Source organism: Rhodopseudomonas palustris (genome assembly GCF_034479375.1).
Classification (GTDB): Bacteria; Pseudomonadota; Alphaproteobacteria; order Rhizobiales; family Xanthobacteraceae; genus Rhodopseudomonas; species Rhodopseudomonas palustris_M.
The window spans coordinates 5,160,518-5,184,731 of the sequence record NZ_CP140155.1 but is presented as its reverse complement, the minus strand read 5'-3'; the positions used below and the strand labels follow the sequence as shown (position 1 = coordinate 5,184,731).

Sequence of the window (24,214 nt, the reverse complement as noted above, 5' to 3'; positions counted from 1 at the left end):
CAAAACCAATTCTCTAAATTCGATTTGGAAACAATTGACATGGAACGATCGTTCGAGCGAACGCACCTTTGGAAATGCCTGTTCGGTGATGATGCAATGTTTTCTCACCCTCAAAAAGTGGAGCAGCTCCGCGTTGCACTCCGATCTTTGAGGGACAATGCTGCGGCCCTCACCAGTCAAATTTACAAGAGCTTTCCAAACCTAACTGTGCACGACGTTACTCATCTCGATGCCCTTTGGGAGACTGCGACTCTCATTACAGGGCCCGCTTACCCATGCAATCCAATGGAGATATTTGTCCTCGGTGGAGCTATAGCACTGCATGATGCAGCGCTATGCTATGAGGCATACACTGGGGGCAGGGATGAAGTAAGGGCCTCCACTCAATGGAAAGATTCTTTCGCGGCCGAAATTCAAACAAACCCCAACAGACCGATAGCAGAAATTCAAGATTCCGCTGACTTCGCTGCAATCCGATTGCTGCACGCTGAACAGGCCAAGATACTACTAGAACGAGAATGGAAGGATCCTGACACTCTGCAATCGCGCTTTCTACTCGACGACGTCGACCTGCGAAAACAGTACGGAGCCCTGATAGGCAAAATCGCAGCAAGCCATCACTGGGACATCGATGATCTGACGGAAAGACTGCAGCAGCAAGTTTACGCTCCAGGTAATTGGCCCGCAGATTGGCGAGTTGACCCAGTAAAACTCGCCTGCATTTTACGCTGCGCAGACGCCGCACACATAGATAATCGGCGCGCTCCCGACTTTCTCTATGCACTCATCAAGCACCATGGAGTATCACGCGATCATTGGAAAGCACAAAACTGGCTAGCTCGGGCGGACATCGACCAGAGTGACCCAGCAGGTGACTCTATTGCGATCACATCTATTCGAGAGTTCAGTGAAGTCGATTTCAAGGCTTGGTGGGTCGCCTACGATGCAATCACCCTGGTCGACAAAGAGATTCGTTCCTCGAATCAGTTACTTGAATCTAGGAAGAATTCGGCTTCAAGCCCACCATTCAAGATCAAGCGCGTAAGCGGAGCCGACTCACCCAAGCTCGCGAGCAGGTACATCAGGACTAACGACTGGATCCCATGGAACGCGATCCTGCACGTTGGGAACGTTGAGAAACTTGTTCGGAGCATTGGGGGAGAAAGCCTCTACGGAACATCAGAAAAGATGCTCGTTGTCCTCCGAGAACTAATTCAGAATGCGCGAGACGCTATCTTAGCAAGAAGGAGACTTGAGGAGGGGTTCGATGCCGGGCGCATCCTCATTCGTGTGCTTAAGCAAAAGACCGGTTGGCAACTCCAAGTTGAGGACAATGGAGTTGGGATGTCAGAGCGTACAATGACTGGGCCACTTCTCGACTTCGGAACGTCATTCTGGACAACGCAATTGGTTCAGGAGGAATTTCCAGGGCTACGAGCATCTGGATTTGCGCCCGTGGGGAAGTTCGGAATTGGCTTCTATTCAACCTTCATGGTCGCCAAGGCTGTTAGAATCGCTTCCCGAAAGTGGAAGCAAGGGCTGAAAGAGGTCCTTGAATTGAAGTTTCCGGACGGATTAACTCTGAGGCCGATAGCATCCAAAGGCGAAAAATCAGACTTTAGTTCATCTGCCTCAACAATTGTGACAGCAGATCTGATCAACTCGCTCATTTCTGAGGATGGACGTATACTTATTAAATCTAACTCCACAAATGAAACCGATCTTTTCGTTACAATTAGCGATTACATAGCAGTCATCACAGCCGGACTTGACGTCAGCATAACCATTCAAACTGACAATTCACAATCGACCATCGTTCACGAGCCAATATCCGACATCGCGGCTAGTGGCGACAAACAAAGATGGCTGGAAACAATCTACTTCGCTAAGTATCGATCGAAGGTCGCCCCAAACTTCTTGAGATACTCCAATCGCTTGCGGCCAATCGGCTCAAGGGGAACTATCGTAGGCCTTGCGACGCTCAATCTCGGGACTGAAGATTCTCTCTACGTAAGTACGGTCGGAGGCTTGGCAACTTCGATCTCGGCCAGGCACTCGTCGGATATTGTCGGGTACGTTGACTACTATCCAGACTCTGCAAAGCGCCACGCCCTTAATACAGTCGCAAGTCAAGAAGAAATAGATGTCTGGGCAAATGAACAGATCAACATCCTAAAAGCCGAAAGTATAAATGAGCTTGAGTGGTGCTTTGCGAGCGTTAGCCTATCCGGCATAAATGTAGATCCATCTGCTACACTCCGTGCGATTTTCATCTCCTCCCACGGAATACAAATCATGACTCTACGTGAGATTTTTTACTATCTGAATAATCACCCTATCGTGCTGTTCAAATCCGGCCTGATGAACCATATTGACCTGCACGCTCCCAGAATTTCACACAACGGACTAGCGACATTCTTCCCGATTAAGAACAATAGATTCCTTTCTCTTGAAGGCCTTTTGCCTCCTGATCCTCGAGTCGCTGCACGTGGCGATCCGCCGCCTGCTATACACCCATTCAGTTTCGCTCTCTGTCTCAAACGTTTCTGCGAGGCGAATGGGAGGCATCTACAGATGAAAGTGGAAACTGGTGTTGTGCAATCTATCGGAGCAGCAGACGCATTGATTTTGTCCTTGTCTCCCCACTCTTAGGGCGCGCACGAAGACCAGCAAGCGTAGCCCGGGTGAGCGCAGCGATACCCGGGATCTTCATTCTGCGCTTCCCGCATGTCGCTTCGCTCATGCGGGCTACTGCGCGGCGCAAAAAACTCGCATCATCCTAGACCACAAGTCGACTTGATGCCTGCGATGTGGCTGGGCAGGATCGCCAATATTTCCTGCGAGGCAAGTCCATGTCGGTATTTCTCAAGATCGTTTCAGGCGCCTACCTCGTCTTGGTTTGGCTGGCCTTCTTCATCGGGCTGCAGGCGCCACTGTCCCGCGAATTGCAGATACCCGAGGGCGGCGCCACGATGGGGCTATTCTTGATTGCCGTCCTGCTGTCGATCCCGGGCGTCGCGCTGTTTGCGTTCGGTCAGCTTGTCGGGGACGTCCGAGCGATCCGCAACAGGACAACGAGCCCGTAGGCAGATTCGCAGCGTAGCCCGTAGGGCGGATGAGCGCAGCGTCATCCGCCGTTTCATCGACGTCACGCATCGGCGGGTTACGCCTTCGGCTAACCCGCCCTACGATGTAGGCCACACGAACTCACTGCCCTGTTCAACCGGCATGATTCCCGACACTTTAGACCGGGATGATTGTCGACAGGTCTTTGTCCGCGTGTTGCGGCGCGTAGCGCAGCCCCTCTCGGGGCGGAGCGAAGCGACGGAACACGCGGAGGCGATCGATCAGGCCGATGTCGTAGTGGCAGAACCGCACGATCTGGTCGCCGTTGTCGAGTTCGGCGATGCCGATCGGTTCTCCGATCAGCGCCTCGCTGATGAAGATGCGCTCGCCGTGCCACATGATCTCGCCGGAGCTGCGGACCCGCCGCACCTCGTGGTCGGCGTCGTACCAGGGGTCCGCGATCCGGTCCGGCATCTGCCGCGTCGAGACGGTGTAGAGTTCGGCCGGCGGTCGCTGGCCGAGCGCCTCGTGCGGGCGCTCCCGATTGTAGTGATCGCGGAAGGCATCGAAGCGGGACTGCTGCTGGGTCGCCGTGGCCGCCGGCGGGCGCGAGGTCTGTGCCTTCAGGGTCCGATGCATCCGCTCGTGACGGCCGTTCTCCTGCGGCGAGGCTGGATGCACGAAATGCGGCTCGATCCCGAGCTTGAGCCACCAGGCCGACAGCCGGGTCAGCCCGCAGGCGCCGGTCGAACCGAACGGCGAGCCGTTGTCGCAGCGGATCGCCCGCGGCAGGCCATGGCGGCGGAAGGCATCGAGAAACAACGGCATCGTGGCGTCGATGGTTTGCGGCGTGATGGCGATGTCGAACAGATAGCGGCTGAAACCGTCGGTCAGCGTCAAGGGATCGATCCGGGTGCCGTCGCGGGTCCGAAACCAGCCCTTGAAGTCGGCCGCCCATTCGTCGTTCGGCGCGCTCACCGCTGCAAACGGTCGTTGCTGAGCCAGCGCCGGCCGCCGCCGCCTGACCGGCGCGATCAGCCCGGCCTGCTTCAACAATCCGCCGATCGTCGAGGCCGAAGGCCACGCGTTCTCCGGATGCTTGCGCCGCAGGATCGCCAGAAGCTTGCGCGGACCCATGTGCGGAAACCGGCGCCGCAGATCGACGATCGTCGCAACCAGTGCGGCATCGGTCCGCTGCGGGCAATGATGCGGAGCATGCGAGCGGTCCACGAACCAGTCCTCGGCCCCGCTGTCCCGACGCCGCCGCCACTCGTAGAACGTGTCTCGACTGACCCCGTAGCGCCGGCACAGATCCGACACGCTCCAATGGCCGCTCGCATGCTCCGACAGCATCCGCACCCGCTGTTCCATCCGACAGGTCTCCACAAAAGGCATCGGCGGTCCTCCCTCCGATGCAGTGTGAACTGTCGACAATCACCCCGGTCTGAACTGTCAGGAATCTATCCGGTCCGTACCCCCGCGTCGCCCTCACCCCGACCCTCTCCCGCAAGCGGGAGAGGGGGTTGGGCTGCGACAAGCTGAAAGGCAGCGTTACAAGCATCGCGCGCTGCGGCGACGGGTCGCCCGCGGCCATGCTGCGGATTGACAGGCGCGCGGATCGCGGCGGACACTCGGGCGATGTTGTGGCTTCTCATCGTGATCGTGGTGGTCGGCGCCGTCGCGGCGATCGTCAACGACGCCGCCTATGACGGCGGCTTGTTCGACTCCGGAATGGTGGTGAGCGTCGCCGCGCTCTCCGCGCTGGCGGTGTATCTCGGGCGCGGGCTGCTCGGCGGCGCCGGCAGGGGCGCGTGGCTGCAGCATGCGCTGATCTGGGCGGCGATCGCCCTCACCGTCGCGCTCGCCTATCGGCTGCTGCCGCTGGTCACGCGCTGAACGCAGGCGCGGCGGCTGATCCTGCGGTCGCGCGCGGCGCTCAGGCGATCTTGTCCACCGCGGACGAGGTGGCGACCGGCGGGTATTTGGTCATCGGCACCGCGAACGACTTCAGGCCGACCTGGAAGATCAGCTTCCCGTTCTTGCCGTCCTCGGTCGAGATCTGCGTCTTTCCGAACATGATGACGTTCTTGTAGACGATGCCGGTGCCCTTCGTGGTGATGCCGTTGATGGTGGTGGTGACTTCGGCTTCCTTGCCGTTGACGGAGAGCACACGGAAACTCGCGGTGCCGTCGGTGTCGCTGGAATGGCCGCCCCAGCTACCGATCAGCCGGCTCTCGTCGGCCGGCGGCGCCTGCTTCTCGAGGAACGCGCTCGCCTTGCCGCCGCCGGCGGAGAACATCAGCACCGCGGATTTGCCGTCCTTGGTGCCGATCATCACATTGCCATAGGTGATGGTGGCGCCGTCGACCTTGGCGAGGCCGCGCTCGGTGCGGCCGTGATGGGTGTATTCGACCTGCGCCTGGGCGCCGCGGATGTTGATGACCTTGAAGCCGACTTCCTGGTTCTGCCCCGCCCACTTGCCCTTCCACTCGCCGAGCAGACGACTCTGGTGGAACATCCGCTCCGCCGCGGGAGAGATCTGGCTGGTGGTCTTGGAAATGACGGCCATGGGACTGCGCAATCTGCGAGGTCTGACGAACTGCCGCCGACTGGCGCGCTGGCAACATCAAGACATGATAGGACACAGATGGAAACAATGTGAACGTAGCGGCCGCATGATTAACCAATGGTTAAGAGCGGCCGTTGGGGCCCGGTCGGGCGGCCGGGCGCGCGGCGCTCAGCGCCGCGGCAGCCAGACATGGGTGCCCCACAGCCCTCTGTGCGGCGGCGGCGAGCCGCGGTAGCGCAGCGTCGCCATCTCGTCGAACAGGTGCCGCTCGCGCGCGTTCTTGTAGATGACGGTGTAGTCGGCGCGCTTCAGCTTCAACAGATTGTCGCGCACCCGCTGCATGATCGGGGTCGAGAACGGATTGAACAGATACAGCACGAACGGCTCGTCGGTGAACGCGTAGGCGCCTGCGTCGCCATGGACGATGCTGATGCTGTCGAAGCCGGAGGCGGCGACGTTGCGCTTGGCGGCGCGGGCGAGTTCGTCGGCGAATTCGACGCCGACGCAGGATTTGAAGCCGAGCTCGGCGGCGACGATCAGCATCCGGCCCTTGCCGCAGCCCAGATCGACGAAGCGATGCGCGCGCGGATCGAGCCCGATATATTTCAGCGAATCGGCCAGCACGCGCGGGTCGCTGGCTTGGTAGCGCTCGCCGTAGCGGCGGCTGTCCTGGCGGATGGTGAGCGCGTCGAGCTCGACGCTCGATCCGGTGTCGGTGCCGTATTTGGCGTCCCAATCGACGCTGCCGTGACGCTGCGCGTCACGTCCGGTCAGAAGCGTCTGCAGCCAGGAGAAGGGCATCGCCGGCCAACCCGCTGCGGGCGTTTGGTGATGAGTGCGTCGAACCGTCCGGGCGATACGCTACGGGCTAGGACGGGCGATGTCGCTTGATTTCACGCAAATGCCGGCGTCGGAGAAGATCCGTTCAGCGGCCCCATTCCTCATCCCCGCACCGATCGGTAGCACACTGTCCGGCATCAACCGGACAGCCTGTAGTGTCATGTCAAGTTGACAAGGCGATGTGTCACGATAATGTGACCAAGCGAGAGAACGCCGTGATCGGCACCCGACCAGCAGCGCTGGCGGAGGTCCGGAGGCGGAGGTCTCAGCCGGGACAAGTGCTCGGCCGACGACGCGGCAGGCCCCACGGGCAGCCGGCGTCGGGTCGGCCGCTGAACTCGAACCCGGTCGCTGTGAGCGGCACTCGCGTGCGGGTTCAGCACGAAGTTTATGAAGTCTCTGAGGAGGTTACCTATGGCAGACGATCCCAACAAGGTCTGGCCGACCGGTCTGACGATCGCGGAGTCGGAAGAGATCCACAAGCATGTGATCGACGGCACGCGCATCTTCGGCGCGATCGCGATCGTGGCGCATTTCCTGGCGTATGTTTACTCGCCCTGGCTGCACTAAGGAGTATCGAACATGAATCAAGGTCGTATTTGGACCGTCGTTAATCCGACCGTCGGCCTGCCGCTCCTGCTCGGCAGCGTCACCGTGATCGCGATCCTGGTGCACTTCGCCGTGCTCAGCAACACCGCCTGGTTCCCGAAGTACTGGCAGGGTGGCACCGTCGCCGCCGCGCCGGCTGCTCCGGCCGCGGCCCCGGCCGCCGCTCCGGCCAAGAAGTAAGCCCACTTACTTCTCAGCGATAGCCGACGCCCGTCGAGGACCCTGGGGGGACCTCGGCGGGCGTTGTGCGTTCGGCGACCCGGCGCACCGCGCGCCTGTGGCGGCCGCGTGCCCCGCACGCCACGCCGACGCGGCGCGGCGCCGATCGCGGCGCCCATTGCGCTGCCGACGGTGATCGGTCCGCATCGTCGACGCGCCGACCGTGTCCCTCGTCGCGAGCAAACATCCCGCGCGACCGCCGACGCGGTGCAACGCGGACACAGCGTTGTCATCGGACTCATCGCGATCGCGACACGCCGTCACCGCGCATCGCGACACCCGCATGCGATTTGGAATTTCTCCAGCGGCGCAATCCACGACGCGCCGGCGCGACGCCGCGAATCGCCTGTGCCGCAGGCACTTCTCCGATACATGAAGAAACCGTCACGATCGCCATCACCGAAATATCAGCGCGCGTCACCGCAACTTCATCCACGCGACCCACTTGAGCCGCATTGCATCGGCACGATGCAGACTGGACAGAAGGAGACCCACGATGACCGCCACCGACCAGCCGAAATTCGACCCCGCTTACGTCGCAACGCTGCGCGAGGTGCTCGATATCGCGGTCGCGCAGATCGCGACGGAGCATCGCACCCCGGCCACCAAGGCGATGATGGCGCAGATCATCGTGCAGAACGCCGCGCGCGGCGTCACCGATGCGAGCGCGCTGGTGCACGACGCCGTGCGCGCCGGGGCCGACGGCGCGCCGTAAAGCCGCCGCGCCACCACCACGTTTCCCGCACGCGCCGCGATTTTCGCGGCGCGTTCTGATTCGGGGGGGCACATCAGCAACATCTGACGGCATCGTCAGCACGCGACAGCGACGGCCCTCGACCATTGCTCGTCATTCCGGGGCGCGCGCAGCGCGAACCCGGAATCTCGAAGTTGTGGAAACGTCGTCGTGCAGAGCAGCTCGGGATTCCGGGTTCGCGAGCTTGCGCTAGCGCGTTTCATCGATTGATTGAAGCGATCTGGCCCTTGCCGGATGCACTGACTCCTCATCCTGAGGAGCCCGGCGAAGCCGGGCGTCTCGAAGGATGGCGAACGCGCACGGCCCGCGGCGCATGGTTCGAGAGGGCGCTGCGCGCCTCCTCACCATGCACCATGAGGTTGTGCCTGTGGTGAGCGTCCTTGAACGCCAGTGCTGATTCCACAGGAGGCAGAACGGCTCTCGCGCCCCGGAATGACGGAGGCCTACTCGCCCCAGGCGGCGAATGCCTCGGAGAAGGCGCGTTCGCCGGGCGGGCCCTTTTCGATGGCGATGATGGCGCGGCGCTGGTTGGTGTAGACGATCGGCACGTCGAACCAGGAGCGCTCCTTCAAGAGCTGCAGATTGCGGGCGCGGTCGACCTCGACATTGCTCAGGCCGACCAGGAAGAAGCCGTCGGTGACCTTGACGGCGAGCCCGGCCAGCGGCGTGCCGCGCGCCTGCTCGTTGGATTTCATCAGGATGCCGGGCACGTTGCTGACGCCGCCGCCGCTGAAATCCTGCGGCAGGATGAAGGTCAATTCCGCGGTGTGGCTCGCCGGCAGCGAGGTGTCGGTGTTGCGGCGGAACGACATCGTCATCTTGAACTTGCGCTCGGGGACCTCGATGTCGGCGCGCACCGCGAGATCGGCGCCGCCCTTGGAGCTGGCGCCCTTGATCTGCTCGGTGCGCCACACCACCGAGCCGACATATTGCTTGCCCTTCGGCTCGCTCGGATCCTCGTCGTACAGCACGACGCGCTGCGCCACCGGAGCGACCTGCTCGGCGCTCGACGGCTGGCCGACGCGATCGGTGATCTTCGGCCGCTCGGTCGACGCCGGCGGCGCGGCCGGCGTCGCCGTCTCGGTCGACGGCGCAGAGCTCATCATCGCGCGCAGCGACCCATACAGCGCCGGCCCCCACAGGATGCCGGCGCCGACCAGCACCAGCACCAGGCCGATCACCAGCGCGCTACGCAGCGGGAATTTCGACGGCGGACGGGTCGGCTTGCGCGGCGGCCCCTTGCGGTCCGGCTCGACGCGAGATCGCGCCGCCGGCTGATAGCGCGACGCCTCGTCGAGCGACTCGTCATAGGAATACGGCGCGTCCGGATCGGCGCGGTTCTCCATCGACGGCTCGAGCCGGTCGAATTCGGTCGACGGCGCCACATTGGCGTAGGTCTTGCGCGCCGAACGGTTGGCCTGGGCGGCGGCATTGCCGAGCCCGTCGAGATCTGCGGTGACGTCGCGGAAGCCGCGTAGCCCCGCATTGTCCGAGCCTGGGGCCGCGCCTTGAGCCGCGCCTTGAGCCGCGCCTTGGCCGGCGGCCGGCGGCTGGTCGGGACGGCGCGGCGCCGGGCGCTCGCGGCCGGGCAGCGGCGGCTCCGGCGGGATCGGCGGCGGCTCGACGCGAAGGCTGCGTTGCTGACGGTCGTCGCGCGGCGGCGCGGGCGGCGCCGGCGGTTGCGACCGCGGACGGATCGGCGGCGGCTCCTGCTCGGCCTGCGCCGCGGTCGGCGGCAGCGGCGCACGGCTGACCTGCGGCGGCGGATCGCCGGGACGCGGCGCCGGACGGCTCGACGCCCGCAGCGAATCGCCGGGACGCGCGGCCTCGCCGGCGGGCCGGCGGGTCTTCAGCTCGGCGCGGGCGGCGTCGCGGGCGCGCTGCGCGGCCTCGGACTCGACCTTGCGCACGGCCTCCTCGAGCGCCAGACGCTCGCGGGTGATTTCGGATTCGGTCAGCGGCGGCTGCACGCCGCGCAACTGCGTGATCAAGGCGGAGCGGGCCCGCTCGTAAATCGCACGGCGCTGCTCGCCCGGAGCACTGGGGTCCAGGCCGGATATGGCGCGCGCGATCAGCGGATAGTAATCAGCCATCTTGACTCAAGCTTCGATGCCTTTCGGTAACATCTTATTAAGCCTCGAAGGGATTCTGCACCAGAATTGTGTCCTCGCGTTCGGGACTGGTGGACAACAAAGCGATCGGGCAGCCGACCAGCTCCTCGACACGACGAACATATTTGATCGCCTGCGCCGGCAGCTCGGCCCAGGAGCGCGCATTCGCGGTCGGTTCCTTCCAGCCCTCGATGGTCTCGTAGATCGGCACGACGCGCGACTGCGCGCCTTCGCCGGCGGGCAGATGATCGATCTCCTTGCCGTCCAGCATATAGCCGACGCAGACCTCGATCGAATCGAAGCCGTCGAGAATGTCGAGCTTGGTCAGCGCCAGCCCGTGGATGCCGCAGGTCCGCACCGTCTGCCGCACCAGCACCGCGTCGAACCAGCCGCAGCGGCGAGGCCGCCCGGTGTTGGTGCCGAATTCGCGGCCGCGCTCGCCGATCTTGCGGCCGATCTCGTTGTCCAGCTCGGTCGGAAACGGCCCCTGGCCGACGCGCGTGGTGTAGGCCTTGCAGATGCCGAGCACATAGCCGACCGAGCCCGGCCCCATGCCGGTCCCGGTCGCGGCCTGCGCCGCCACCGTGTTCGACGAGGTGACGTAGGGATAGGTGCCGTGGTCGACGTCGAGCAGCGCGCCCTGCGCGCCCTCGAACAGGATGCGCTTGCCCTCGCGGCGCTTGATGTCCAGGAGCCGCCACACCGTCTCGGCGTAAGGCAGCAGCTTCGGCGCCAGCGCCGTCAGCTCTTTCAGGATCGCGCCGGCCTCGAATTCGGCGAGGCCGAGGCCGCGGCGCAGCGCGTTGTGATGGGTCAGCAACCGCTCGATCTTGTGCGGCAGCGTGTCGATGTCGGCGAGGTCCATCAGCCGGATCGCGCGGCGGCCGACCTTGTCTTCATAGGCCGGGCCGATGCCGCGCTGGGTGGTGCCGATCGAGGTCGCCTTGCTGGCGTTCTCGCGCAGCGCATCGAGCTCGCGATGCAGCGGCAGGATCAGCGTGACGTTCTCGGCGACGCGCAGATTCTCCGGCGAGATCGCGACGCCCTGCTTGGTCAGCCGCTCGACCTCGTCGAGAAACGCCTGCGGATCGAACACCACGCCGTTGCCGATCACCGCCAGCTTCGAAGGCCGCAGCACGCCCGACGGCAGCAGCGCCAGCTTGTAGGTCTCGCCGTTGATCACCAGCGTATGGCCGGCATTGTGCCCGCCCTGGAAGCGGGCGACGATGTCGGCCTGCTCCGACAGCCAATCGACGATCTTGCCTTTCCCCTCGTCGCCCCACTGGGCGCCGACCACGACGACATTGGCCATTTTCGAGCAGTTCCCCTGCAACTCAACCGGATGAAGCACGATCGTCGAGCGCCTGTCGGCGGCTGGCCGGATCGTCCTGAGCGCCAAGCCAAAACACGGCCGTGGCCGCTCGCATGCGAGGCGCCCATCCGGATAACGGATGCGCGCCTGCGACGCAAGCGATACGGCCCGTTTCCACCGCTGGTGGCCCGCTGCAAATCATTGAAATACCCACAAAATCAGCCACCACCCGGGACCGGGACAAGCCACGCGCCAAATCATCCCCAACGTGGACAGCTCTATTGGCCGAACGCGACCTGCCGGAACGCAGCGACCAGCGGCGCCTCGAGCTTGCCGCGCATGCTCAGCAACACCTCGTAGGCCTGGTCGCGCGCCATCGGCGGCTTGTAACGGCGTTCCTCGATCAGCGCCGCGAAGATGTCCGAGATCGTCAGCAGCCGGACCAGATCCGAGATGCCCGCGCCCGACAGGCCGTCGGGGTAGCCGCTGCCGTCGAGAAATTCGTGATGGTGACGGACGGCGTCGAGGACTTCGGGAGACACGCCGGGAGTCTTCATCAGGATCTGATGTCCGGCATGGGCATGAGTCTCGACCAGCATGCGCTCCGCCGGATCGAGCTTGCCAGGTTTGTCGAGCACGGCGCGCGGAATGCTCGCTTTGCCGAGATCGTGAAACATCGCTGCGACCGACAACCGGCGGATGTCCGCACTCGAGACCCCGAGGCATTGGCCGAAATCCACCGCGACGCCGGTCACCAGCAGGCAATGCTGGAAGGTGCCTTCGTGGTGGCGGCGCACGATCGACAGCCAGTTCGCCAGCCCGTGATCGATCACGCTGTCGGCGATCCGGTTCGCGACGTCGGCGATCGCCATGTCGACGGGATCGCCGCTCGCCGCGGCGACGAACATCGACGCGATCGCCGCCGCCCCCTCCGCTGCGCTGCGCGTCGCATCGGCTACGGCCGAGTTCGACGACGCGGTCAGGACGAGCTGATCGACGAGGTGGGCGGCGAGTTGCGGCCCCGAAACCGGATTGTGCAGGACGCGCGTCGCCCCCAGCGCGTAGGCCTGCGCGGACAGCAGATGCGAACTGCCGTCGATCAGGAAGACGCGCTTGCGAACGGCGCCGAGCCTGCGCATGACGTCCTTCAGCGCGGCGATATGGCCGACCACCCGGATGTCCACGGCAACGACGAGCGCGTCCGGCAGCGGGGCGAGATCAGGAGGCTCGCCGAGCAGCGTGAATCTGGCGTCGATCTGCGGCGGCAGCGTGAGGCGGAGCGTCGATATCTTCCGGGGAGTCTCGGCAATGACGTGAACCAGCATCACATACCCGACCTGCCCCGGCTCCGACCGCCCCCCGCCCCGCCGCCGGGGCCGGGTCGCATTCCGGGGATGATTCGTTTCGGAGGGAGTGATTTCACCTGATCGATCCGACGACGCGGTTCAGCCGGTGCCCGGCGGCGGGCGCCGTGGGCCGACGGTCCTCTCCGCGCCGATGAAGCGCACGCCGATCGTCAGACCATCGACTCTGACCAGCTCGCAGCGCCGATAGACCGACCCGGAGGGAGTGACGACGAGGAAGAACTCCCTGAAATTCAGTCCCGCCAGTGAGTTTTTCAGGATGAGCCTGGCGCCGCTGGCCGAGATGTCGGCGATCGCGCATTCCCGGCGCCAGGTGCCGTCGATCCCGATCAGGACCGTGGCGATGGCCTTCTCGAAATGGACGCGAGGCTGCTTTCGGTCGCCGTAAACCAATGGCCGCTCCTGCATTTCTGCAGCGACATCGGCGGTGCGTCTTGATGCGATCCGCCGGGGAAATTCGTTGAATTCAAACCAAAGCGGGAACGCGCACGCGCTGCCTGAGAGGCGGCGAACGACTACAATTCAGGAGGGTCAGCAGGCGAGGGCAACAGCCACAATAGTCGGGAACGAATCTGTATTCGTATAATTACTATGGAACCCGACTGCGCGGGAACTCGTAAAAATCCGAGGTCCGGCCCCGGACGACGCCGTGCGACCCGCCAAACTCCCCCTCCTCCGCCCTCTGGACGGGCCCGACGCGCGCTCCGAAGGCAAATCGCAGGACCAAACATGCAGACAATCCAGACTCAGGGCCTGAACGTGCCCCGGCTCGGGCTCGGCACTTTCAAGCTGCAGGGCAAGGACTGCCACGCCGCGGTGCTGAGCGCGCTTTCGATGGGCTATCGCCACATCGACACCGCCGAGATGTACGCCAACGAGGATTTCGTCGGCGACGCGCTCGAAGACACCGAGGTCCCGCGCGACCAGATCCACCTCACCACCAAAGTGTGGTGGCAGAACCTCGCGCCCGAGGCGATCCGCAAGGCGTTCGACCAGAGCCTCGCCAAGCTGAAGACCGACTATGTCGACTTCTATCTGATCCATTGGCCGGCGCCCGACATGAACCTCGCGAGCGCCCTGGAGGCGCTGATGCGGATCAAGGACGCAGGCGGCGCGCGCGCCATCGGGGTCTGCAATTTCCCGCTCGCGCTGCTGAAACAGGCCATCGAGGAGATCGGGGCGCCGATCGCCTGCAACCAGGTCGAGTATCACGTGCTGCTCGGCCAGAAGACGCTGCTGCCCTATATGCAGAGCAAAGGCGTGCCGCTGACCGCCTATGCGCCGCTGGCGCAGGGCCGGCTCGCCGCCATGCCGGAGTTGCAGCAAATCGCCGACAAGCACGACGCCACCGCCGCCCAGATCGCGCTGGCCTGGCTGCTCGAACAGGACGGCGTGATGGCGATTCCGAAGGCGCGCAGCGAAGCCAGCCAGAGGAGCAATCTCGACGCGCTGAAGATCAAGCTCGACCAGGACGATCGCGCGCTGATCGCCAAGCTCCCGAAGGACCAGCGCTTCGTCAAGCCGGCGTTCTCGCCGGAATGGGACAAGGAGTAGCACGCCCGCTGCGACGGTAGGCCCCGCCACGCCACCGTCATTCCGGGGCGCTCGCGCGAGCGAGCGAACCCGGAATCCCGACATGGGGGCGGCGTAGCATCGCAGAACAGCGCGGGATTCCGGGTTCACGCGCTACCGCGCGTGCCCCGGAATGACGGGCTCGTGGCTGATACGGCCGGCGATTGCCTGCCGAGCGCTGCATCTGCTACGTCAACGCCGCGGCGCGAGAGCCGCATACCGATCGGTCGACCACCATGTCCAAATCCACCCGCGCCACGCAGACGCTCGACAAGCTCGGCGTCGTCTTCAAATTGCATAGTTACGATTACGATCCCGACGCGGAGTCGATCGGGCTGGCGGCCGCCGCCGCGCTCGGCGTCGAGCCGCGGCGGATGCTGAAATCGCTGATGGCCGAACTCGACGGCAGGCCGGTCTGCGCGGTGATCGCCTCCGATCGCGAGGTCAGCATGAAGAAGCTCGCCAGCGCGCTCGGCGGCAAGAGCGCCAGGATGATGAAGCCGGCCGACGCCGAGCGGCTGACCGGCTATCATGTCGGCGGCATCTCGCCGTTCGGCCAGAAGAAGCGGGTGCCGGTGGCGATCGACGAGGCGGCGCTCACTGAAGTCACCGTGTATCTCAATGGCGGCCAGCGCGGACTGCAGATCGAGATCGATCCGCGCGAGGCGGTGAAGGCGCTCGGTGCGGTGGCGAAGCCGATCGCCGCGGACTGACATTGCGACCGCGCATCCACCGGTAAATTGCTACTTGTCACTTGCGCGTTCTCGGCCGCGACCGCGCGTTACCAGGTTTGCATCGCGCCGCCCGGGGTCTATGATTCCGGCTGCTTCGCCAGAGGACCTCATCATGACGGCAACGGTCGCCCCGCGCGGGCAGGTTCGCGCACTCGCACCTGCCGACACCGACCGCTATTGCAATCATCTGGTGCGGCTCGATCCGGCGGCGCGGCGGATGCGGTTCTTCGAGGAGGTCTCCGACTTCCACGTGCTGTTTCACGCCGGCGCGGCCCTGTCCGACGGCCGCGCGGTGGTCGGCTATGTCGAGGACGACGAGGTGCGCGGCGCCTGCGAATTGCTCGAAACCGACCGCGCGCAGCACGGCGCCGAAGCCGCCTTCAGCGTCGAAGACGACTGGCGCTGCCGGGGCATCGGCGGGCTACTGATGGCGGCGATGATCGAGGAGGCGCGCCGGCGCGGCGTGCTGCGGATCGAGATGCAGTGCCTGAAATCCAACGCCCCGATGCAGGCGCTGGCGGCGCGCTTCACCAGCGATCTGCGCCAGATCGGCGACACCACCCTCGCGGTGCTCGACAACAGCCCGCAGATCACCGCGGCGTAGCGCCGACGGCGGCCAGAGCCGACCCAAGATCAGGACATCCCGGATCAAATCCGGGCGCCGCGGATGCGTGGCGCCCGATTGCTGCGATGCGCGCCCGGCACGCATCGAAATAAAGGTTGCGGCTTCGGTAATATCTGACATAATTCGAATATACGAATGTATGAAGATAATACGCGACGCGCCCCCGATGCGACGCCGCGATCGAACGAACAGCGGCGACAACACGCCGGACCTGAGGAAACCACATCGCCTCGGCATCCTGCTGCCGGCGGCCGGAAGGAGACGGTTCGATGGCACATGTTCTGATTCTGGGCGCCGGCCTCGGCGGCGTCGTGATGGCCTACGAGATGAAGGACCTGCTCGGCCGCGACGACACCATCACCGTCGTCACCAAGGATCCGATCTATCACTTCGTGCCGTCGAACCCGTGGGTCGCGGTGAAATGGCGGACGCGCGACGCCATCGAGGTCGATCTCGCGCCGGTGTTCCAGCGCCGCGGCATCGACTACCGGCCGGTGCCGGCCACCAAGGTCGATCCCGACAACAACCGCGTCGAGCTCGCCGACGGCAGCGTCGTCGACTACGATTTCCTGGTGATCGCCACCGGCCCCGAACTCGCCTTCGACGAGATCGAAGGGCTCGGCCCCGACGGCTACACGTCGTCGGTCTGCCACGTCGATCACGCCATCGAGGCATCCGAGAAATTCGAGCAGTTCTGCAAGAATCCCGGCCCGATCATCACCGGCGCGGTGCAGGGCGCGTCCTGCTTCGGCCCGGCCTACGAATACACTTTCATCCTCGACACCGAACTGCGCCGCCGCAAGATCCGCGACCGGGTGCCGATGACCTTCATCACGCCGGAGCCCTATATCGGCCATCTCGGCCTCGACGGCGTCGGCGACACCAAGACGCTGCTCGAAAGCGAGATGCGCCAGCACCACATCAAGTTCATGACCAACAGCCGCGTCGCCAGGATCGAGCCCGGCAAGATGACGGTGGAAGAGATCGCCGACGACGGCTCGGTGAAGAAGACCACGGAACTGCCGTTCGGCTATTCGATGCTGATCCCCGGCTTCCGCGGCATCGCGCCGCTGCGCGGCATCGACGGGCTGGTCAATCCGCGCGGCTTCGTGCTGATCGACGACCACCAGCGCAATCCGAAATATCGCAACGTGTTCGCGATCGGCGTCTGCGTCGCGATCCCGCCGATGGGCCCGACGCCGGTGGCGTGCGGCGTGCCGAAGACCGGCTTCATGATCGAATCCATGGTGACCGCGACGGCGCACAACATCCGCCAGCTGCTCGACGGCCAGGAGCCGACCCATCAGGCGACCTGGAACGCGGTCTGTCTCGCCGATTTCGGCGATTCCGGCGTCGCCTTCGTGGCGCAGCCGCAACTGCCGCCGCGCAACGTCAACTGGTCGTCGTCCGGCGCCTGGGTGCACAACGCCAAGATCGCGTTCGAGAAGTATTTTCTGCGCAAGATGAGCCGCGGCGAGAGCGACACCTTCTACGAGAAGGCGATGCTCGACATCCTCGGCATCGGCAAGCTGAAGAAGACCGAACAGGTCTGATCGCACGGTTCCGGCCGGGCTGCGCGGCTGCGTCGGGCGCGACGCGGCCGGCGGGAAACGCGCCCGCATGGCATCCATCCGGCGGGCGGACTTGCGGCGGAGGAAATTTTAGGCAGAAGTCGCCTCCCGTTTCAGCAGAACAGAGATCGTGCCCTCCGCTCCCCGCCTCTTCGCGCGCCTCGCCGACCAGCCTTATCTCCTGCTCAGCCTGACGTCGCTGTTCTGGGCCGGCAACGCCATCGTCGGCCGCGCCGCCGCCGGGCATTTTCCGCCGGTGACGCTGTCGTTCCTGCGCTGGGCCTGCGCGTTCCTGATCGTGCTGCCGTTCGCCGCCCGGCATCTGATTGCGGACTGGGGCGTGATCCGCCGGCATCTCGGGCTGATGATCGCGATCTCGATCATCGGCATCTCGACCTTCAACACGCTGCAATACACCGCGCTGCAATACACCACCGCGATCAACATCCTGCTGCTGCAGTCGACCGGACCTTTGTTCGTGGCGGTCTGGGCGCTGATCGTGCTCGGCATCCGGCTGACGCTGACGCAGGCGCTCGGCATCATGACGTCGATGGTCGGCGTCGTGGTGATCATCCTGCACGGCGACATCGCCCAGCTCGCGGCGATCGATCTCAATCGCGGCGACCTGATGTTCGTCGCCGCGATGGCGGTGTTCGGGCTGTACACCGCGCTGACGCAGCGCCGTCCGTCGATGCACGCGCTGTCGTTCCTCGCCTTCAGCTTCGGCTGCGGCGCGCTGTTCCTGATCCCGCTGGTCGGCTGGGAGCTGACGGTGCGGTCCGGCCCGGAGCTCAGCCTCGCCAATCTGGGATCGCTCGGCTACGTCGTGCTGTTCCCGTCGATCCTCGCCTATCTGTGCTACAATCGCGGCGTCAGGCTGATCGGCGCCAACCGCTCGGCGCCGTTCTTCCATCTGATCCCGGTGTTCGGCTCGGCGATGGCGATCCTGTTCCTCGGCGAACGGCCCCACCTCTACCACGCCGCCGGCTACGCGCTGGTGCTCACCGGCGTGATCGTCGCGGCGCGGAAGCCGAAAACGGCTGCGTGAGGACGCGCCGATTCGATCACAGATTCTCCTGCCGCGGCGCCGCGATGCCGAACTTGCTGTAGGCTTCGCGCGTGCAGATGATCAAATGATCGGCGCAGGCGGCGTGGCGAAGCGGGGCGCACTGCAGTTCGTATTCGGGCGAGTTCATCATCCCGAGGAACGCGTCGATCGACGGGTAGTAGACCAGCGCCAGATAGTCCCAATGCCGGCCGTCGTCGTGGCCGAACGCGACCGCCTTGGCGTTGCCGGTCCACAGCAGCGTGCCGCCGCGCGCCTTGATCATCGGCACCGTCAGCACGCTGTAGCGCAGATAGGCATCCCAGCCGGAGCCGCTGCCGTCGGCCGCGCTCTCGTTGAACCGCATCAGATTGACCATCACCACAGGCCCGCGGTCCTCGCGATCCAGCTCCTTCAGACCCTCGATGTTCAATTGCTCGATGCCCATTGTCACTCCCTTGCAATCGACCGGCTGCCGGCCGTCATTGCCGACCAGCATGCCGCCGCCGGCGGCGAGACGGTAGCGATTTCTGACGCCGCACGCGACTGCGGCATCGCTGCGATTGCCGCCCCCCGGCGTTTCGTGGAACAATGCGACGGTTGCATTGGACGACCATCATGATCACGGTTCCGACACTGGCCGCAGACGCGCTCGGCGACTTCCTCGGCAAATACATGCGCCAGCGCTACGGCGCGTCCGAGGCGCATCTCGCCGAGATCGTGCCGTCGGTGGCGCGAATGGCGCTGGAGTGCATCGGCAACAGCGACGCGCTGTATCACAATGTCGAGCACACCATGCTGGTGACGCTGGCCGGCCATCACATCCTGCGCGGCCGCGCGCTGTACACCCATGTCCCGGCGCAGGACTACGCGCATCTGATCATCGGTTGCCTCACCCACGACATCGGCTATGTCCGCGGCCTGTTCGAAGACGACGGCGAGGACGGCTATGTGATCGATGCCGGCGGGCGCCGGACGACGCTGCCGCGCGGCGCCTCCGACGCCTCGATGCTGCCGTGGCACGTCGACCGCTCGAAGCTGTTCGTGAAGCAGCGGATCGGCGGCATCGCGGAGCTCGACGCCGGGCGGATCGCCTGCGCGATCGAAGGCACGCGGTTTCCGCCGCAGATGCCGGCCGATGGCGAACAATGCGGCGAGGACGCGGCGCTGCTGCGCGCCGCCGATCTGATCGGCCAGCTCGGCGACCCCGCCTATATCCGCAAGGCCAACGCGCTGTACCACGAATTCGAGGAAGCGGGCCTCAACCGCCAGCTCGGCTACGGCTCGCCGGCCGACCTGATCAATCTGTACCCGCAGTTCTATTGGAACAGCGTCGCGCCGCACGTGCAGACCGCGATCCGCTACCTCAACGCCACCGCCGGCGGCCAGCAATGGATCGCCAGCCTCTACAGCAACGTGTTCCGCGCCGAACGCGACATCCGGTTGTCGGGCCCGCAGAAGTAACGGTGGCCGCGCTCGCCCCAAGCGCGTCATTCCGGGGCACGCGCGTCGGCGCGTGAACCCGGAATCCAGAGGTGATCCGCGCTGCCGAGGATGAACTGCGCGGGATTCCGGGTTCGCGCTGCGCGCGCCCCGGAATGACGGAGCGTGGAGGGGGCCCATGCATGCCCTGCATTCCGCGGTGGCTCTTTGCCGGGGCTCGGTTTTCGGGCATGGCTGCGCCTCACTCGACGTGGCTGCGCCTCACTCGAACAGATCGCCCCGCTTGATCCCCCTGTTCCGCACGGCCTTCGGCTGGCTCGCCAACCAGCCCTATCTGCTGCTCAGCCTGACCTCGCTGTTCTGGGCGGGCAATATCGTGCTGGCGCGCGCCGTCGCCGGGCATGTGCCGCCGGTGACGCTGTCCTGCGTGCGATGGGTCGGCGCGATGTTGTTGCTGCTGCCGTTCGCCTGGCCGCATCTGAAGCGCGACTGGCGCAGGCTCCGCGCGCATTGGGTCCTGATGATCGTGCTGTCGGCGACCGGCTTTGCGATCAACAACGCGCTGGCCTATTGGGGCCTGCAATTCACCCAGGCGCTCAACGCGCTGCTGATGCAATCGTCGGGGCCGCTGTTCGTGGCGCTGTGGTCGCTGCTGCTGTTCGGGGTGCGGCTGAGCTGGATGCAGACGCTCGGCATCGCGCTGTCGCTGCTCGGCGTGCTCACCATCATCCTGCGCGGCGACCTGATGGCTTTGGCCGGCATCGACCTCAACCGCGGCGACCTGATGGTGGCGGGCGCGCTGTGCGCGTTCGGGCTGTATTCGGCGATGATGCCGAAGCGGCCGGTGACGCATCCGCTGTCGCTGCTCGTGGTCACCACCGGCGGTGGCGCGCTGCTGCTGTTGCCGTTCGCCGTGGCGGAGTTCGCCGCCGGCGTCCGGCCGAGCGCCGACTGGATCACCGCGTCGGCGCTGGCCTATGTCGTCATCTTCCCGTCGGCGCTGGCCTATCTGTGCTTCAACCGCGGCGTCGAGCTGATCGGGCCGAACCGCTCCGCGCCGTTCCTGCATCTGATGCCGGTGTTCGGCTCGGTGATGGCGATCGTGCTGCTCGGCGAGAAGCCGGAGCTGTTTCACCTCGCCGGCTACGCGATGGTGGTCGCCGGCGTGTTCATCGCGGCAAGGCGATGAGCGGGGCAAGAAGACGCCGCGACACGGCCGAGCGGCTGCGACTCGCGTCGCCCCTCACCCGAACCCTCTCCCCGCAAGAGCGGGGCGAGGGAGCTCGCCGTGCTTGGGGCGAGGGAATGCACTTTCAATAGCGCTGGTGGCGCTGACTTCGCCCGCCTCCTACGCGCCACCGATCAATATTCCCACCGCCAGCACGATGACGCCGCCGAGCACGATCTGGAACACCGCCTGCAGGAACGGCGTGTCCATGTACCTGGCGCGGATGTAGGCGATCGCCCAGAGTTCGACGAACACCACGACGCCGGCGATCGCGGTGGCGATCCAGAAGGCGTTGGCCCAGGAGTCGGGAACCAGATAAGGCAGCGTGTGGCCGAGGCCGCCGATCGTGGTCATCAGCCCGCAGATGCCGCCGCGCAGCCAGGGCGAGCCGCGGCCGGTCATCGAGCCGTCGTCGGATAGAGCCTCCGCAAAGCCCATCGAGATGCCGGCGCCGATCGAGGCGGCGAGGCCGACCAGGAAGGTCGGCCAGTTCTGATGCGTCGCGAAGGCGGCGGCGAACAGCGGCGCCAGCGTCGACACCGAGCCGTCCATCAGCCCGGCGAGGCCCGGCTGGACGTATTGCAGCACGAACATCCGCCGCGCAGTGTGGTCCTCGGCGCTGCGGGCGTCGGGGGTGAGAATCTTGTCGGTGAGCTGCGCCGCGCGCTGCTCGTGGCGCTTCTCGAATTCGGCGAGGTCGGTGAGCAGCCTGCGGATGTGCACGTCGGTGGCGCGTTCGGCGGCGCGCTCGTAGAAGCGCTGCGCCTCGAACTCCATGGTCTCGGCTTCCTTGCGGATGCGCTCGAGCGGCAGGTTTCGCGTCAGCCAGATCGGCCGGCGCCTGATGAATCCCTTGACGTCGCCGCGCCGGACCGGCGGCAGATCGGAACCGAAGCGCTCCTCGTAAAGCCGCAGCAGCATGTGGCGATGGCCCTTCTCCTGCTGCGCCATCTCGGTGAACACGCGCGCGGAATCCGGATAGCGCTCGGCGAGATCCTCGGCGAAGGCGAGATAGATCCGGCTGTCCTCCTCCTCACCGGCGATCGCCACCGCGAGGATTTCGCGTTCGGTCAGGTCGGAAAACGCCTTCATCTGCTGTCTCTACAAATTTTAGAATGATTCTAATCTGTAGTCCTGGTCCGCCCGGCTGTCAAAGCGGCCCTCTCGGCCGGCAATGCGCCGCATCGGCCGTCACCGCGGTTTCACCGAACCGTCAGCGGCCTGTGATCCGGCCCCGCCACAAGTCCGGCTCAAACACAGGAGGCTCCCCATGCGAAAACTGCTGCTTGGTTCCGTGGCGATTCTGGCGCTGGCGTCGTCTGCCGCGCTGGCGCAATCCGAAGGCGAATTCCCGGCGACCCTCGCCGGCCACGCCGTGCTGCCGGCGGAATCCTTCATCGACGCGCCGGCGGATGCGCCCACCGATCTCAAGAACGCCGGCAAGTACACCACCGGCAAGCGGGTCGACGCCGTCGGCACCGTGATGGGCAAATCCAAGGAGCGCCCGACCGGCGTGTCGCTGCCGTTCAAGGGCCAGCCGCTGCAGGGCCATTCCGGCATCAAGACCATGCCCGATGGCAGCTTCTGGGTGCTGACCGACAACGGCTTCGGCTCGCGCTACAATTCGGCCGACGCCATGCTGTTTCTCAGCCACCTCAAGATGGACTGGGCCGGCAACAAGGTCGACCGCGTCGCCACCGTGTTCCTGCACGACCCCGACAAGAAGGTGCCGTTCCGCATCGTTCACGAGAACACCGACAAGCGCTATCTGACCGGCGCCGATCTCGACACCGAAGGCTTCCAGATCATCGGCGACCGCATCTGGATCGGCGAGGAATTCGGCCCCTACCTGATCGAAACCGACATGACCGGCAAGGTGCTCGGCGTCCACGAGACCACCGCCGACGGCAAGCCGGTGAAGTCGCCCGATCATTGGTCGGTGCAGTCGCCCGGCGCGCCCGGCGCCAGCTACAACGCCGCCGTCAACCTGAAGCGCTCCAAGGGCTACGAGGGCTTCGCCGCGTCGAAGGACGGCAAATATCTCTACGGCCTGCTCGAAGGCCCGCTGTGGGACGCCGAGAAGAAGGACTGGGAGAAGGTCGACGGCAAGGAAGCCGCGCGGATTCTCGAATTCGACGTCGCGCAGAAGAAGTTCACCGGCCGCTCCTGGAAATACGTCTTCGAGCAGAACGGCCACGCCATCGGCGACTTCAACATGATCGACGCCACCCACGGCCTGATCATCGAGCGCGACGACGGCGAAGGCACGCCCGACAAGGCCTGCGCCGCCGGCACCCGCGGCACCGACTGCTTCCCGGACCTGCCGAAATTCAAGCGGATCGTGAAGATCGAGCTGACCGACGCCAGCGCCGGCATGCCGGTGCGCAAGGTCGGCTATATCGACCTGCTGAAGATCCGCGATCCGGACAAGAAGGCGAAGAAGCCGCTGACCGACGGCGCGCTGGCGTTCCCGTTCTTCACCATCGAGAACGTCGACAAGGTCGACGACCGCCACATCATCGTCGGCAACGACAACAACCTGCCGTTCTCGTCGAGCCGCGATCCCAACAAGGCCGACGACAACGAATTCGTGCTGCTCGAAGTCGCCGATTTCCTGAAGGCGAAGTAACACGCGACCAACGACGTCGGGCGAGGGGTTGCGACTCCTGGGACGCAACCCCTCCCCCGCCTTTCGCCGGACAGGTCCGTCGAAAGGCCCCCTCTCTTGCGAGAAGAGAGCTTCATTGCCGCGTCGTTCCCACGGCGACAATATCTGCGACGTTCAGATCTGCGGCGACATCCACCGCGTCAGCCGCGAGAACACGCCGCCTTCGACCAGCGGCGGCGCGGCCTCGTCGGCATCGCCGATGTAGCGCAGAAACGCCTCGAGGAAGCGCGCGTCGCCGGCTTCGGTCACGACGAACCGGGTCTCGCCCGTGTCCACCGCGTAGTCGTAGGCGACCGGGCCGACGAACGGCAGCGTCGGTGCGCGCGTGATATCCTTGGCGATCACAAAACAATCAGGATCGAGCCCGCGCGCGATCAGCGTCCGGGTCAAGAGGGTCAGATTGCCGACGAACTCGGGTTCGAAGGCGACGGTGCCTTGCAACAAGATGGGCATACAGTCGCTTCTCGTTTCGCCTCGCGGACGC

25 protein-coding genes are annotated in these 24,214 nt (G+C 64.9%); 14 read left to right on the top strand and 11 right to left on the bottom strand.

Features of this window, described 5'->3' with window-relative positions:
• The first annotated feature begins 39 nt into the window (after positions 1–39).
• Positions 40–2,652 carry an ATP-binding protein gene (locus tag SR870_RS23585; protein ID WP_322515915.1) on the top strand — a complete coding sequence of 871 codons (2,613 nt, stop codon included), beginning with the start codon at positions 40–42 and terminating at the stop codon, positions 2,650–2,652.
• 200 nt (positions 2,653–2,852) lie between these two features.
• Positions 2,853–3,086: a hypothetical protein gene (locus tag SR870_RS23580; RefSeq protein WP_322515914.1), complete on the top strand. Its 234-nt coding sequence runs from the start codon at positions 2,853–2,855 to the stop codon at positions 3,084–3,086.
• 157 nt (positions 3,087–3,243) lie between these two features.
• Here the strand turns inward: SR870_RS23580 and SR870_RS23575 are convergent, their stop codons facing one another.
• Positions 3,244–4,437, bottom strand: coding sequence for an IS481 family transposase (locus tag SR870_RS23575; RefSeq protein WP_322514220.1), 1,194 nt, complete (start codon positions 4,435–4,437; stop codon positions 3,244–3,246).
• A 267-nt stretch (positions 4,438–4,704) separates the two neighbouring features.
• Between SR870_RS23575 and SR870_RS23570 the strand changes: the two genes are divergently transcribed.
• The gene (locus SR870_RS23570) at positions 4,705–4,962 is read left to right on the top strand and encodes a hypothetical protein (protein WP_322515913.1); all 258 of its coding nucleotides are present in this window, start codon (positions 4,705–4,707) and stop codon (positions 4,960–4,962) included.
• 40 nt (positions 4,963–5,002) lie between these two features.
• On the opposite strand, the gene SR870_RS23565 is transcribed toward SR870_RS23570, so the two are convergent.
• Together SR870_RS23565 and SR870_RS23560 are read right to left on the bottom strand one after the other, a co-directional pair.
• Complete coding sequence (locus SR870_RS23565; RefSeq protein ID WP_322515912.1) at positions 5,003–5,635, bottom strand: hypothetical protein; 633 nt, start codon at positions 5,633–5,635, stop codon at positions 5,003–5,005.
• Between the two features lie 168 nt (positions 5,636–5,803).
• On the bottom strand, positions 5,804–6,436 hold the full coding sequence (locus tag SR870_RS23560; RefSeq protein WP_322515911.1) for a class I SAM-dependent methyltransferase: 633 nt from the start codon (positions 6,434–6,436) through the stop codon (positions 5,804–5,806).
• A 453-nt stretch (positions 6,437–6,889) separates the two neighbouring features.
• On the opposite strand from SR870_RS23560, the gene pufB reads away from it, so the two are divergent.
• Complete coding sequence (gene pufB, locus SR870_RS23555) at positions 6,890–7,045, top strand: light-harvesting antenna LH1, beta subunit (RefSeq protein WP_011440233.1); 156 nt, start codon at positions 6,890–6,892, stop codon at positions 7,043–7,045.
• Positions 7,046–7,057: 12 nt separating this feature from the next.
• Positions 7,058–7,264: a light-harvesting antenna LH1, alpha subunit gene (gene pufA, locus SR870_RS23550; RefSeq protein ID WP_322515910.1), complete on the top strand. Its 207-nt coding sequence runs from the start codon at positions 7,058–7,060 to the stop codon at positions 7,262–7,264.
• A gap of 277 nt (positions 7,265–7,541) precedes the next feature.
• On the opposite strand, the gene SR870_RS23545 is transcribed toward pufA, so the two are convergent.
• Positions 7,542–7,739, bottom strand: a complete 198-nt coding sequence (locus SR870_RS23545) for a hypothetical protein (RefSeq protein WP_322515909.1) — start codon at positions 7,737–7,739, stop codon at positions 7,542–7,544.
• Between the two features lie 60 nt (positions 7,740–7,799).
• Between SR870_RS23545 and SR870_RS23540 the strand changes: the two genes are divergently transcribed.
• Positions 7,800–8,018 (top strand): hypothetical protein, encoded by a 219-nt coding sequence (locus SR870_RS23540; RefSeq protein WP_322515908.1) that lies wholly within the window; start codon positions 7,800–7,802, stop codon positions 8,016–8,018.
• Between the two features lie 482 nt (positions 8,019–8,500).
• Here SR870_RS23540 and SR870_RS23535 read toward each other — a convergent pair whose 3' ends face one another.
• The 4 genes from SR870_RS23535 to SR870_RS23520 all read right to left on the bottom strand — a co-directional run bounded on the left by SR870_RS23535 (position 8,501) and on the right by SR870_RS23520 (position 13,237).
• On the bottom strand, positions 8,501–10,150 hold the full coding sequence (locus tag SR870_RS23535) for a hypothetical protein (RefSeq protein ID WP_322515907.1): 1,650 nt from the start codon (positions 10,148–10,150) through the stop codon (positions 8,501–8,503).
• A 37-nt stretch (positions 10,151–10,187) separates the two neighbouring features.
• Positions 10,188–11,480, bottom strand: a complete 1,293-nt coding sequence (locus SR870_RS23530) for an adenylosuccinate synthase (protein WP_322515906.1) — start codon at positions 11,478–11,480, stop codon at positions 10,188–10,190.
• Positions 11,481–11,758: 278 nt separating this feature from the next.
• Positions 11,759–12,805, bottom strand: coding sequence for an HD-GYP domain-containing protein (locus tag SR870_RS23525; RefSeq protein ID WP_322515905.1), 1,047 nt, complete (start codon positions 12,803–12,805; stop codon positions 11,759–11,761).
• A 120-nt stretch (positions 12,806–12,925) separates the two neighbouring features.
• Positions 12,926–13,237 carry a PilZ domain-containing protein gene (locus SR870_RS23520; protein WP_322515904.1) on the bottom strand — a complete coding sequence of 104 codons (312 nt, stop codon included), beginning with the start codon at positions 13,235–13,237 and terminating at the stop codon, positions 12,926–12,928.
• 336 nt (positions 13,238–13,573) lie between these two features.
• On the opposite strand from SR870_RS23520, the gene SR870_RS23515 reads away from it, so the two are divergent.
• From SR870_RS23515 to SR870_RS23495, 5 genes are all read left to right on the top strand, one after another.
• On the top strand, positions 13,574–14,398 hold the full coding sequence (locus SR870_RS23515) for an aldo/keto reductase (protein WP_322515903.1): 825 nt from the start codon (positions 13,574–13,576) through the stop codon (positions 14,396–14,398).
• Between the two features lie 254 nt (positions 14,399–14,652).
• Positions 14,653–15,129, top strand: a complete 477-nt coding sequence (ybaK, locus tag SR870_RS23510; RefSeq protein WP_322515902.1) for a Cys-tRNA(Pro) deacylase — start codon at positions 14,653–14,655, stop codon at positions 15,127–15,129.
• Between the two features lie 133 nt (positions 15,130–15,262).
• Positions 15,263–15,754, top strand: coding sequence for a GNAT family N-acetyltransferase (locus SR870_RS23505; protein ID WP_322515901.1), 492 nt, complete (start codon positions 15,263–15,265; stop codon positions 15,752–15,754).
• Between the two features lie 290 nt (positions 15,755–16,044).
• The gene (locus tag SR870_RS23500) at positions 16,045–17,328 is read left to right on the top strand and encodes an FAD/NAD(P)-binding oxidoreductase (protein WP_322515900.1); all 1,284 of its coding nucleotides are present in this window, start codon (positions 16,045–16,047) and stop codon (positions 17,326–17,328) included.
• Positions 17,329–17,476: 148 nt separating this feature from the next.
• Positions 17,477–18,394 carry a DMT family transporter gene (locus SR870_RS23495; protein ID WP_322515899.1) on the top strand — a complete coding sequence of 306 codons (918 nt, stop codon included), beginning with the start codon at positions 17,477–17,479 and terminating at the stop codon, positions 18,392–18,394.
• 16 nt (positions 18,395–18,410) lie between these two features.
• Here SR870_RS23495 and SR870_RS23490 read toward each other — a convergent pair whose 3' ends face one another.
• The gene (locus SR870_RS23490) at positions 18,411–18,839 is read right to left on the bottom strand and encodes a DUF1330 domain-containing protein (RefSeq protein ID WP_322518356.1); all 429 of its coding nucleotides are present in this window, start codon (positions 18,837–18,839) and stop codon (positions 18,411–18,413) included.
• Positions 18,840–19,009: 170 nt separating this feature from the next.
• On the opposite strand from SR870_RS23490, the gene SR870_RS23485 reads away from it, so the two are divergent.
• Together SR870_RS23485 and SR870_RS23480 are read left to right on the top strand one after the other, a co-directional pair.
• Positions 19,010–19,855, top strand: a complete 846-nt coding sequence (locus tag SR870_RS23485) for a metal-dependent phosphohydrolase (RefSeq protein WP_322515898.1) — start codon at positions 19,010–19,012, stop codon at positions 19,853–19,855.
• A gap of 262 nt (positions 19,856–20,117) precedes the next feature.
• Positions 20,118–21,023, top strand: a complete 906-nt coding sequence (locus SR870_RS23480) for a DMT family transporter (RefSeq protein WP_322515897.1) — start codon at positions 20,118–20,120, stop codon at positions 21,021–21,023.
• 159 nt (positions 21,024–21,182) lie between these two features.
• On the opposite strand, the gene mbfA is transcribed toward SR870_RS23480, so the two are convergent.
• Positions 21,183–22,154, bottom strand: a complete 972-nt coding sequence (gene mbfA, locus SR870_RS23475) for an iron exporter MbfA (protein ID WP_322515896.1) — start codon at positions 22,152–22,154, stop codon at positions 21,183–21,185.
• A 178-nt stretch (positions 22,155–22,332) separates the two neighbouring features.
• Here mbfA and SR870_RS23470 point away from each other — a divergent pair, with 178 nt between their 5' ends.
• A complete protein-coding gene (locus tag SR870_RS23470) occupies positions 22,333–23,691 on the top strand; it encodes an esterase-like activity of phytase family protein (RefSeq protein WP_322515895.1) in 1,359 nt (452 codons plus the stop codon).
• 153 nt (positions 23,692–23,844) lie between these two features.
• On the opposite strand, the gene SR870_RS23465 is transcribed toward SR870_RS23470, so the two are convergent.
• The gene (locus tag SR870_RS23465) at positions 23,845–24,183 is read right to left on the bottom strand and encodes a hypothetical protein (RefSeq protein WP_322515894.1); all 339 of its coding nucleotides are present in this window, start codon (positions 24,181–24,183) and stop codon (positions 23,845–23,847) included.
• Between the last annotated feature and the right edge of the window lie 31 nt (positions 24,184–24,214).